Below are 12,142 nucleotides of genomic sequence, written 5' to 3'. Positions count from 1 at the left end.
CGGCTTTGGATCATGCGGCAAGAAGCAGGATTTCGCGCACTTGCGCGGGGCTATCGATCTTGCGTGGATTGCGCGGGATCCAGTTCGTGCGCATCGCCTGTTCGGCGATGGCGTCGAAATGTTCCGGCGATACGCCCACCTCGGCGAGGCTGCGGGGCATGCCGAGCGAGCGGATGAAGGCATCGAGCACGTCGGCGGCATTTTGGCCGGGGAAGCCCATGGCGGCCGCGACGATCATCTGGCGCTCGGCATTGTCGGGCGCATTCCAGCGCATCACCGCCGGCAGCATCACGCAGGAGGTGTGGCCGTGCGGCACGTCGAAGGCTGCGCCCAGGACGTAACCGATGCCGTGGCTCGCGCCCATGGGAACGCCGGCCGAAAGCGCGCCCATCGACAGCCAGGTGCCGATCTGCGCATCCATCCGCGCGTCGAGATCGGCGGGATCGGCCTTTACCCGCGGCAGCGCATCGGCGAGCATGGCGAGCCCCTTCACCGATTGCGCATCGGCGTAAGGGTGCGTTTCGCGCGAGCAGATCGCCTCAACGCAATGGTCGACGGCGCGAATGCCGGTGGACAGAAACAGCCATTCCGGCGTGTGCACGGTGATAGCGGGATCGAGGATGGTTGCGCGCGGCACCGTGAGCGGATGCCGCAACATCTGTTTCACATGCGTGCTGCGGTCGGTCACGCCCGCGATGGCGCTGAACTCGCCGCCGGCAATCGTGGTCGGCACGCTGATCTGCCGTACGCTCGGGGCGGTCAGCTCGGGCGCAATGCCCTTGTGGACGCGGATGCGCTCGATGCCGCCGATATCATCGATGCCGTTGGCGAGGCAAAGCTGCACCGCCTTGGCGCCGTCGGTGATGGAGCCGCCGCCGACGGTGACGATCAGATCCGCGTTCACCTCGCGCGCCGCATGGGTGGCTGCGATCACAGCCTCGCGCGGCGTATGCGCCGGCATGGCGTCGAACAGGCCGGCGCAGCGCTCGCCGAGCGCCTGCCTAATCTTTTTGATTTCATCGGTCTGCCGGTTGAGCGTGCCCGAGACCATCAGGAAGGCGCGGCGCGTGCCCAGCCGGTCCATCTGCGCGACGATGGCTTCGGCCGCAGGATGACCGAACACGACCTCCTCGATCGCGCCGTAAACGACACGTCCCTGGTGCACGCCTGCCCTCCCTGGACAATTCGTCTTAGTTTTATGAGCATAATCTAGCCGAGCCGCTGGCGTCCGTCATGCGCGAAGACGCTGGCCGCTTGTCGCCGTCCAAGGGGAGGGTGGCGAGCATCGCTTTTCGTCACCCATTCGCACTGCGCGTGTGCGACCGTCTCGGTCTCTGTCAACCCACCATCCGGTCAGGGCCTCTTCCCCAGCCTTGCGTCCGCCGTCGTCTTGAAGAGTTCATCATCGCAACACATCTTGTGTCGCCCGCGGGTAGACGAGTACCCTGTCCTGCGGCTTTGATGCGAGGACCTGGGATGAGCGGACCGGACGGAAGCGAGCAGTTTGTCAAAAAGCACGATTTCGTTCAGCGCAGCGCAATCGCCGGGCTTCTCGCTGCGGCGTTCGCCCTTTCCGGCTGCGACAAGCCGGCGTCACAGGCCGCTGCCCCGCCGCCGGCGCCGGTGACAGTCGCTCAGCCGGTCAAGCGCACCGTCACCGATTGGGATGAGTTCACCGGTCGTTTCGAGGCGGTCGAGGAGGTGCAGGTGCGCCCCCGCGTCGGCGGCTTCGTCAACTCGGTCGAGTTCCAGGACGGCGCCATCGTGCGTCAGGGCGATCTGCTCTACGTGATCGATCCCCGTCCGTTCGAGGCGGTGGCCACGCAGGCGGAGGGGCAGCTGTCGGATGCGCGCGCCAGGGTGGAGCTTGCCAAGCGCGAGCTCGACCGTGGCCTCAATCTGGTGCAGACCAATGCGGTCTCGGAGCAGGTGGTCGATCAGCGTCGCCAAGCCCTGCAGGCCGCGCATGCGGCCGAGATGCAGGCCGAAGGCGCGCTGAAGGCCGCCAAGCTCAACATCGAGTTCACGCATGTGACGGCGCCGCTGACCGGTCGCGTCAGCCGCCATCTCGTCAGTCCCGGCAACCTCGTGCAGGGCAGCGACAACGGCGCTTCGACGCTGCTGACCTCGATCGTCACGCTGGATCCGATCTACATCTATTTCGACATGGATGAGGCGACCTTCATCAAATACAGCAAATTATGGTTCGAGGGGCGGCGCCCAAGCTCGCGCGACACTGCGAACCCGGTGCAGGTGACGCTGGCCGGTGAAACCAAGCCGTCGCATGAGGGCACCGTCAACTTCCTCGACAACCGCCTCGACGTCTCGACCGGTACGCTGCGCAGCCGCGCCGTGGTCAAGAACACCGACCTGTCGATCCTGCCCGGCCAGTTCGGGCGCGTCCGCCTGATTGGCAGTGCGCCCTATGATGCGCTGCTGATTCCGGACGTCGCTGTCGCAACCGACCAGTCCCGCAAGATCGTGTTCGTGGTGAAGCCCGATGACACGGTCGAGGCGCGTCCGGTGGTGCTCGGGCCGCTCGATGACGGCCTGCGCGTGATCCGCGAGGGGCTGAGGGCGGAGGATCGCGTCATCGTCAACGGCATCCAGCGCGCCCGGGTCGGCGCCAAGGTCGCCCCGCAGACGGCGCAAGCGCCGGCCGGTGGCAAGTCATGAATCTTGGCCGCCTCTCCATCAACCAGCCCATCCTGGCGATGGTGCTGTCGATCGTGCTGCTGATCGTCGGCGCGATCGCCTACACCACGTTGCCGGTCTCCGAATATCCGCAGGTGGTGCCGCCGACCGTGGTGGTCACCACGCAATATCCCGGCGCCTCCGCGCAAACCGTGTCCGACACGGTCGCAGCTCCCATCGAGCAGGAGATCAACGGCGTCGAGGACATGCTGTATCTCTACAGCCAGGCGACCTCGAACGGCCAGCTCACCATCACCGTCACCTTCAAGCTCGGCACCGATCTCGACAAGGCCCAGGTGCTGGTGCAGAACCGCGTCGCCATCGCGCAGCCGCGTCTGCCGGAGGAGGTCCAGCGCAACGGCGTCACCACGCGCAAGAACTCGCCCGACATCCTGATGGTCGTGTTCATGCTGTCGCCGGACGACACGTTCGACCAGCTCTACATCTCCAACTATGCCTTGCTCCAGGTCCGCGACCAGCTGCTGCGCCTCGACGGCGTCGGCGACATCCAGATCTTTGGCGCACGCGACTATTCGATGCGATTGTGGCTCGATCCCGACCGGATCGCCAATCTCGGCCTGACCTCGGCCGAGGTGCTGGCGGCGATCCGCGCCCAGAACGTTCAGATCGCCGGCGGCCAGATCGCCGAGCCGCCGATCGCCGACCGCGCTTTCCAGCCGAACCTCACCTTCACGGGGCGCCTGAAGGATCAGAAGCAGTTCGAGGACATCCTGATCAAGGCCGGCCCCGATGGCCGGATTGTCCGCCTGCGCGACGTCGCCCGCATCGAGCTGGGTGCCTTGTCCTACACCACCAACAGCTTCCTGCTGCGCAAATCCGCGGTCGCCATGCTGGTGACGCAGCGGCCCGGATCCAACGCGCTCGCGACGGCGAAAAACATTTCCGACACGATGACGAAGCTCAAGGAGAGCTTTCCGAGAGGTCTCGACTACAATATCGGCTACAACCCGACCGAGTTCATCGCGCAGTCCGTCCACGAGCTGATCAAGACCATCTACGAGGCGATGCTGCTCGTGGTCGTCGTGGTGCTGGTGTTCCTGCAAGGATGGCGGCCCGCGATCATTCCGATCATTGCTATTCCGGTGTCGCTGGTCGGCACTTTCGCGGTGATGGCGGCGCTGGGCTTCTCCATCAATAATCTCACGCTGTTCGGTCTCGTGCTCGCCGTCGGCATCGTGGTCGACGACGCCATCGTCGTGGTCGAGAATGTCGAGCGGCATCTCGAGCACGGCATGAGTCGGCGCGACGCCGCGCTGAAGACGATGGAAGAGGTCGGCGGCGCGCTGGTGTCGATCGCGCTGGTGCTTTGCGCGGTGTTCGTCCCGACCGCGTTCCTGGGCGGCATTTCTGGGCAATTTTTCCAGCAATTCGCCGTCACCATCGCGGTCGCGACCGCGATCTCCTGCTTCTGCTCGCTGACGCTATCGCCGGCGCTGGCTTCGCAGATCCTGGTGCCGCACGAGGAGAAGCGGCCGCCGGCCGCCTGGAACGTCATCGCGCGCGGCTGGAATGCTTTCACTGGCGTGTTCAACCGGGTGTTCGACCGGCTGGCGCACGGCTATGCGGGTCTTGCCAATTTCGTGATCCGGCATTCGGTCGTGATGCTTCTGGCGTACGTGGTGTTGATCGGCAGCGCCGGCTGGCTGATCGTGACGACGCCGCAGGGCTTCATTCCCGCGCAGGATCGCGGCTACGTCATCATATCCGTGCAATTGCCGGGCGCGGCGTCGCTGGCGCGCACCACGGAGGTCGTGCGTGAGATCGAGCGGATCTCGCTAGATACGCCGGGCATCGTCCGTGTTGCGGCATTCGCCGGCTTCTCCGGCGCCACGCGCACGCAGGCCGGCAACGCGGCGGCGCTCTTTCCGGTTTTCGATGAGCCCGAGGTGCGACTGAAAAAGGGGCTGTCCGCGAACGCCATCACGGCCGAGCTGCGCAAGCGCCTCACCGCAATTCAGGGTGCCTTCATTATCGTGATTCCGCCCCCGGCCGTGCCCGGCATCGGCACCGGCGGCGGTTTCACGATCCGCGTCCAGGATCGCCAGGGCCGCGGGCCCGAAATGCTCGCCGCTGCGACCGACGAGCTGGTCGCCGCCGCGCGCAAGGCACCCAGTCTCACCTCGGTGTTCTCGCCGTTCACGGCCAACACGCCGCAGCTCTTCGTGGACATCGACCGCACCAAGGCGCAGAAGCTCGGCGTTCCCATTTCCAACATCAACGACACGATCCAGTCCTATTTCGGCTCCACCTATGTCAACGACTTCAACCTGTTCGGCCGCACCTACCACGTCACCGCGCAGGCCGATTTCCCGTACCGCAAGGAGCCGAGCGACCTCGCGCGGCTGCGCACGCGCAACGCCTCCGGCGACATGGTGATGCTCGGCAGCGTCGTCGAGTTCAAGGATGTCTCGGGTCCCGATCGCGTCGCGCGCTATAATCTTTACGCAGCGTCCGAATTGCAGGGCGAGCCGGCGCCGGGCACCAGCTCGACCACCGCGCTCAACACCATCAAGCAGCTCGCCAACGATACCTTGCCGAGCGGCTTCACCTTCGAATGGACGGATCTGTCGTATCAGCAGGTCACAGGCGGCAATGCCGGCCTCTACGTGTTCCCGATCTGCGTGCTGTTCGTCTATCTCGTGCTCGCCGCGCAATATGGCAGCTGGACCTTGCCGTTTGCAGTGATCTTGATCGTGCCGATGTGCCTGCTCGCTGCCACCATCGGTGTGCGCATCATGGGCCAGGACGTCAACATCCTCACCCAGATCGGCTTCGTCGTGCTGGTGGGACTCGCAGCAAAGAACGCGATCCTGATCGTCGAGTTCGCGCGCGACATCGAGCTCGAGGGCAAGCCTCGGCTCGAGGCCGTCATCGAAGCCTGCCGCCTGCGCCTGCGCCCGATCCTGATGACCTCCTTCGCCTTCATCCTCGGCGTGCTGCCGCTGGTGATCTCGAGCGGCTCCGGCTCGGAGATGCGGCAGGCCGTCGGCGTTGCCGTGTTCTTCGGCATGATCGGCGTCACCCTGTTCGGCCTTCTGTTCACGCCGATCTTCTATGTGGTGGTGAGGAACCTGGCGGAGGGGCGGCGGGATAAGAAGCCAGGGGCCCCTGCGTAAGTCAGTGTCGCCACCGGCGTATCCACATCCGCGCCGTCGTCCCGGACAAGCCTAAGCGCAGATCCGGGACTCACCCCCAGTGACGCGCGCTGGCCCAAGGCGCGCTTGGTCCGGTGACGAAGCGGAGAATATAGCGCCCACCTCCATACTAACGGCCTACGCCGAAATGGATGGGCACGCGCGGGGTTCTTCACTACTATCCGCGCGATTTCACAACAGAAGACTGCTGGGAGTTAACATATGAAATCAGCATTTTTGGCCGCAGCGGCCTCGGCCGTATTGCTGGCGTCGCCGGCCGCCGCGCAGGGCGTCAAGATCGGCATCCTCAACGATCAGTCCGGCGTCTATGCCGATTACGGCGGCAAATGGTCGGTCGAAGCCGCGAAGATGGCGATCGAGGACTTTGGCGGCGAGGTGCTCGGCCAGAAGATCGAGCTCATCACGGCCGACCACCAGAACAAGCCGGATCTCGCCAGCTCGATCGCGCGGCGCTGGTATGACGTCGAGAATGTCGACATGATCACGGAGCTGACCACCTCCTCGGTCGCACTCGCGATCCACGAGCTCTCCAAGGAAAAGAAGAAGATCGACATCGTCGTCGGCGCCGCGACCTCGCGGCTGACCGGCGATGCCTGCCAGCCCTACGGCTTCCACTGGGCCTACGACACCCGCGCGCTCGCCGTCGGCACCGGCGGTGCGCTGACCAAGGCCGGCGGCGACACCTGGTTCTTCCTCACTGCCGACTACGCCTTCGGCTACGCGCTGGAGAAGGACACCAGCGAGATCGTCACCGCCAATGGCGGCAAGGTAGTCGGCTCGGTGCGCGTGCCGCTCAATTCCTCTGACTTCTCGTCCTTCCTGCTGCAGGCGCAGAGCTCCAAGGCGAAGATCGTCGGCCTCGCCAATGCCGGTCTTGACACCACCAACTCGATCAAGCAGGCGTCCGAGTTCGGCATCGTCTCCGGTGGCCAGAAGCTCGCAGGCCTTCTGATGACGCTCGCCGAGGTGAACGGCCTCGGCCTGCAGGCCGCGCAGGGCCTGGTGCTGACCGAAGGCTATTACTGGGATCTCAACGACAAGACGCGCCATCTCGGGGAACGCTTCTTCAAGCGGACGGGGCGGATGCCGAGCATGATCCACGCTGGCACCTATTCGGCGACGCTGAGCTATCTCAAGGCGGTCAAGGCCGCCGGCACCAAGGATCCGGACGCGGTTGCCAAGAAGCTGAAGGAGCTGCCGGTCGACGACGACTTCGCGCAAGGTGGCAAGGTGCTCGAGAACGGCCGCATGGTCCACGACATGTACCTGTTCGAGGTCAAGAAGCCCTCGGAATCGAAGAAGCCCTGGGATTATTACAAGCTGCTCGCTACCGTTCCCGGCGACAAGGCATTCTTCGCCGCCAAGGAAAGTGGCTGTCCGCTGACGAAGTGACGCGCAGCGTCATTCCGGGGCGATGCGAAGCATCGAACTATGGTGCGCAATTGCGCACCTGAGAATCTCGAGATTCCGGGTTCGGCGCCAATGCGCCGCCCCGGAATGACGGCGGAATTTGGAGCCGCAGATGGGCCCTCACACCAGCCGCAACGCCACCGCCCCTAACGCCCCCGCCCACAGCGCCACGGCGGCGAGGCTCTGGATCGCGAAACCCAGGCTGCGCTTTGCCGCCGCCTGGGAATAGCCGACGAAATAGAGGATGCGGCCGATGATCCAGACCACGCCGATGCTGGCTGCGATGGCGTCGCTGATATAGATGGCGAACAGCCAGAGCGCCGGCAGGAAGATCGGCATCCATTCCAGCGTGTTCATCTGGATGCGAAAGGCGCGCTCGAAATCCGGATGGCCGGACATCGCCGGCACCTTGACGCCGGTCTTGGTGCGCGAGCGCGAGACGTTGACGGCGGTGAAAAAGTAAAATGCGATCGCCAGCAGCGTGACGAGGGCGGTGAGATGATGCATCGTTATTTCCTTCGACGAGATCGCGCTTCAATAGCCCGTCAGCTCGAGATAGCCAACGCCATCATGCGTGCCGGCAAAGCTGATCGGCCCTTCCCAGTAGGAGAAGCCGGTCCCCATCCAGGCCCCTGGATTGAGCGGCTTGCACAGGATCGAGAACGATTGCGAGGGGATTGCGATCTGCCACTCCACCGGCAGCTTGCGTCCCGCAACATCCGCGGTCGCCTTCGGCATCATCTGGATGTCGCGACCTGCAATCATCCGCGTCTCGCCGGCGGCGCTGATCCAGTTGCCGAACGGATAGTTTTGGCCGTCCTTCTGCCGCAGCCGGTATAGCATCAGCTTGTCGCCGGATCCGAGATGCAGCGACAGCCAGTCCCAACCGGTCTGATCGGCATCCAGCGGCTGGCTGCTCCATTCGCGGTCCATCCAGGCCTGGCCCATCACCTCGGCCGGCTTATCGTCGATCGTGATGCTGCCGCGTGCGCGATAGAACGGCTGGCTGTAATAGTAAGATGCCTGCCCGCGCTCCGACTTGCGGCTGTAGCCGCGGTCGCCCTGCAATACCATCGGACGATCGGCCTCCAGCGTCAGTGTATAGCTGAAATCGGTCGCCGAGGCTTTGAGCGTCAGCGGCGCCAGCGTGCGATCGTCGGTGCGCTCAAGACCCTTCATTTCCCAATCGTCGATCCAGGCATCGAACGGCTTGGCCGTGACGCCGGCCTGCCCCACACCGCCGCGTGAAAACGTCTCGCTAAAGCGGTGGGTGTCGGCGCGCGTCACCGCCGCATGTCCCATCCATATCTGCTGATTGGCCCAGCCCTCGCGTTGCGGGCCTGGCTGCGCCGCCTGGCGGAACAGGGTCCATTGTAGGCCGCAAGCAGCGCCATTGGCATCGACGAGGTTGGCCGTGAGATACCACCACTCGATACGAAACTCCGGATGCGGCCCGTGATCGCCCGGAAAGGTGAAGACCTTGCCCGCCGTTACTTTGGCAAAGCCGTCCGCGGTTTCGCCGAGTCCGGCATAGCCCTGCGCCCCTGCGCGAGGTGTGAGTGCCAGCGCAGCAAAGCTGCCGACGACCGCGCGTCGTGAGATTTTCTCAGCGCTCATTGGCGAACACCTTGACGAGATTTGCCGGCTGCATGCGCGCCAGCCGTAGCATCGGCAGCAATGCGGCAAGCAGCGAGGCGAGCAGCGCGACCGCGACCAACTCGACCAATTGCAGCGGAAACACATGGAACGGCAGCCGCCAGCCGAATGCCTTCACATTGACGATCGCGATCAGGCACCACGCCACCAAGAGGCCGAGCGGCACGGCCAAGAGCGATGTGAACAGCGCCACCGATAGCGTCTTGGCCAGCTCGATCGCGGCAAGGCGCGGCCGGGTGAGGCCCATCGCCCACAGCGGCGCAAGCTGCGGCAGGCGTGAGTTGGCCAACGTCAGCAGGCTTGTGAGCAGCGCGATGCCGGCGACGCCAAGCGTAAAGGCATTCAGCGCGGACGTGACCGCAAAGGTGCGGTTGAAGATGCGGATCGATTCTGCTTTCACCGTCGCCTGGTCGGCGACGCTGCGATCGTCGAGCGCAAATTGCTTCTGCAACGCTGAGATCAGGCCGGGGATATCGTTCTTGTTGACGATCAGGCCGATCCGCGTCTGCGGCGTCTGTGGAAATTGCCGGATCAGCGCCGCGACATTGACCGCGAGCTGCCCCTTGGGATTGCCGTAATCAGCATAGATGCCGACAATGTCGAGCTCCCAGGTCCCGCCCGGCGCCGGCACCTCGACGACGTCGCCGACGCGGATGTTCAGCCGGCGGCTCAACTGCTCGCTGATGAAGGCAGCATTGCCGGGCACGAGCCGGGTCCAGGCGCGCGGCGCGGCTTCCAGCAGCGGCCAACGTTCGCGATAGAGCGCGTGGTCGGGAAGGCCGAGCAATTCCACCGGCTGGCCCTGAACTTGCGCCTCCGCGCGTGCGCCCGAGAGGATCGCCTGGACATCGCTGCGCTCGCGCAGCCAGTTCCGGATCGCAACACCTTGCGTGTTGTCGGACGCGCTGATGTAGACGTCGGCCGCCAGCCGTCCATTGAGCCAGCCGATGAAGGTGCGGCTGAAGGTCTCCACCATCGTGGACACCCCGACATTGACGGCGAGTGCAAGCAGCAGCGCCATCAGCGCCAGCGACAATCCGGAGAGTTGCTGCCGGCTGTCGGCCCAGAACCACAGCGCCAGCGGCCCTTTCGCCCAACGCTGGCCAACGAGCAGGATGAGTTCGAGAAATGCCGGAAGGATCAGGGCCGCACCGAACATCAGCGCGGCCAGCACGCCGAAGCCTGCGACCAGCGATTGCCCATAGTGAAGCAGCAGCAGCGCGACCATGAATACGGCGCAGGCGCCTGCACTTTGCAGGATCAGCCAGCGGCGCTGCGCCTGCTGCCAGGCGCGTGGTTGCGCGGTTGCCAGCACCGGCATCCTGATCGCCTTGATCAGGCTGGTTGCGGCCGCGACCAGCGCGCCGACAACGCTGATGCCGATACCGGCTAGCCACCATTCGGAACGCAGCGTGAGCTGCCCGGGGATCTGTGCGCCATAGAGCCCGCGCAGCGAGGCCGCGACGTCGGGCAACAGCGCTGCCGCGATGAAATAACCGCAGACGAGCCCGATCAGCCCGGCGATCAGCGCCAGCACCACCAGCTCCAGCACCAGCATCGTGTTGACCAGCCGCGCCGACGCGCCGCAGGCGCGCAACGTCCGCAGCATCGGCAGACGTTGCTCGAAGGCGAGGCCAACGGCTGAATTGACGATGAAGAGCCCGACGAAGAATGACAACAGCCCGAAGGCGGTGAGATTGAGATGAAAACTGTCGGTGAGACGTTCCAGCTCCGTCTCGGCATCCGGCTCGATCCGCTGCAGCTGATCGCCGACGACGCTTTGAAGCGGCGCGGGCTTGCCCTTCGCCTTGCCGATCAGCAACCGCGACACCTGGTCCGGCTTGTTGAGGAGCCGCTGCGCCACGCCGATATCGACCACCAGCACGCCGGGCACGAGCTGCGGCAGCACGCGCAGCGGCGGCAGTTTTGCGCCGCTGCTGATCGCCGGCACCGCACCCTCCTGCTCTTGCAAGTCACTCAGCGTCTCCCGCGCCACCAGCGTCTGGCCCGGCGGCGCGACGAAACTGCTGAGATCCGAGGCGCCAAGGCGCGGCGCATTGCCGACGTCGGTCGGCAGCGTCACCGGCTCGATGCCGAGCAGCCGCACCGAGCGTCCATTGATCTGGACGCGTCCCTCCAGTACCGGGGAGACCGGCCAGCCGGCGCGGCGCAATTTTATGAACAGCTCCTGGGAAAAGGTCGCGGAATCCAGCGCGACCAGCATCGCCGTACGTGCGCCGCCGAATGTCGCCGCGGCGCGGTCATAGGCGCTGCGGGCCTGCTGGTTGATCGCCTGCACGCCACTCCACAGCGCGGTCGCCGCGATCAGCCCGATCAGCAGCGTTGCGAACTGCATCTGGTGACGCCGCCAATGGCTGAGCAGCACGGCGAGGATCCACAGCGCGCGCCTCATGCGATGCGCCCGCCGTGCAAGGTAAGGTGGCGGTCGAGCGTCGCTGCCAGATGCAGGCTGTGCGTCGCCATCAGGAAGCCGCAGCCGGTGCGCGCCACGAGATCGCGCGTCAGCGCCAGCACGTCCTCGGCGGTGGCTTCGTCCAGATTGCCGGTCGGCTCATCCGCCAGCAGCAGCGAGGGCTTCGTCGCCAGCGCCCGGCCGATGGCGACCCGCTGCTGCTGTCCGCCCGACAATTGCTCGGGATAACGCTTGAGGAGAGTGCGGAGTCCGAGCCGTTCGATCAGCTCTTTGGTCCAGGCCGCATCATGCCGGCCGGCGATCCGGGCCTGGAAGGCGAGGTTGTCCGCGACCGACAGGCTCGGGATCAGATTGAACTGCTGAAAAACCAAGCCGACCCGGTCGCGTCGCAAGCTGGCGCGTCCCGCATCCGACAGCTTGGTGACCTCGATATCCGCCAGCCGGATCGAGCCGCTATCAGCCGCATCGAGCCCGGCGATCAGGTGCAGCAGCGTGCTCTTGCCGCTGCCGGATTCGCCCGTCAGCGCGACCCGCTCGCCGGCCGCGAGGTCGAGATCGACGCCGCGCAGCACGTGGACCGGCTCGCCGGCTGAGAAGAAGGTCTTCGAGAGATTTTTGATGTTCAGCACGATTAATGGCGCCGGACGGAATTAGCGGAATTGCTGCCTAGCACACTTGCTGCGGAAATGCCGGGGTTGCGTTGGCATCCACGCCGTTGTTAGCTCCAAGAAGGTCAAATCAAAAAAGTGCCAAAAAGATACATGGGGAAAAT

General features: G+C 65.0%; 8 protein-coding genes. 3 read left to right on the top strand and 5 right to left on the bottom strand.

Annotated features, from left to right (window positions below; genetic code table 11):
• Positions 1–10: 10 nt before the first annotated feature.
• Entirely contained in the window at positions 11–1,165 is a 1,155-nt protein-coding gene (locus tag IVB12_RS26950; protein ID WP_247303616.1) for an iron-containing alcohol dehydrogenase, read from the bottom strand.
• A gap of 311 nt (positions 1,166–1,476) precedes the next feature.
• On the opposite strand from IVB12_RS26950, the gene IVB12_RS26945 reads away from it, so the two are divergent.
• From IVB12_RS26945 to IVB12_RS26935, 3 genes are all read left to right on the top strand, one after another.
• Positions 1,477–2,676: an efflux RND transporter periplasmic adaptor subunit gene (locus IVB12_RS26945; protein ID WP_247303614.1), complete on the top strand. Its 1,200-nt coding sequence runs from the start codon at positions 1,477–1,479 to the stop codon at positions 2,674–2,676.
• Positions 2,673–5,831 (top strand): multidrug efflux RND transporter permease subunit, encoded by a 3,159-nt coding sequence (locus tag IVB12_RS26940; protein WP_247303612.1) that lies wholly within the window; start codon positions 2,673–2,675, stop codon positions 5,829–5,831. Before IVB12_RS26945 ends, IVB12_RS26940 begins: the two co-directional genes overlap by 4 nt.
• A 240-nt stretch (positions 5,832–6,071) precedes the next feature.
• Positions 6,072–7,262, top strand: a complete 1,191-nt coding sequence (locus IVB12_RS26935; RefSeq protein WP_247303609.1) for an ABC transporter substrate-binding protein — start codon at positions 6,072–6,074, stop codon at positions 7,260–7,262.
• Positions 7,263–7,400: 138 nt separating this feature from the next.
• Here the strand turns inward: IVB12_RS26935 and IVB12_RS26930 are convergent, their stop codons facing one another.
• From IVB12_RS26930 to IVB12_RS26915, 4 genes are read right to left on the bottom strand one after another with little or no spacing between them, the layout of a single operon-like run.
• Positions 7,401–7,787 carry an MAPEG family protein gene (locus IVB12_RS26930; protein ID WP_247303607.1) on the bottom strand — a complete coding sequence of 129 codons (387 nt, stop codon included), beginning with the start codon at positions 7,785–7,787 and terminating at the stop codon, positions 7,401–7,403.
• Between the two features lie 27 nt (positions 7,788–7,814).
• Positions 7,815–8,897: a lipocalin-like domain-containing protein gene (locus IVB12_RS26925; protein WP_247303604.1), complete on the bottom strand. Its 1,083-nt coding sequence runs from the start codon at positions 8,895–8,897 to the stop codon at positions 7,815–7,817.
• Positions 8,887–11,349, bottom strand: a complete 2,463-nt coding sequence (locus IVB12_RS26920) for an FtsX-like permease family protein (protein ID WP_247303602.1) — start codon at positions 11,347–11,349, stop codon at positions 8,887–8,889. Before IVB12_RS26920 ends, IVB12_RS26925 begins: the two co-directional genes overlap by 11 nt.
• Positions 11,346–11,999 (bottom strand): ABC transporter ATP-binding protein, encoded by a 654-nt coding sequence (locus IVB12_RS26915; protein ID WP_247303600.1) that lies wholly within the window; start codon positions 11,997–11,999, stop codon positions 11,346–11,348. The genes IVB12_RS26920 and IVB12_RS26915 overlap by 4 nt, the downstream gene beginning before the upstream one ends.
• Between the last annotated feature and the right edge of the window lie 143 nt (positions 12,000–12,142).

The organism is Bradyrhizobium sp. 179 (assembly GCF_023073535.1).
GTDB lineage: Bacteria > Pseudomonadota > Alphaproteobacteria > Rhizobiales > Xanthobacteraceae > Bradyrhizobium.
The sequence above is the reverse complement of the archived record's forward strand: the minus strand, read 5'-3'. Positions and strand labels throughout refer to the sequence as shown.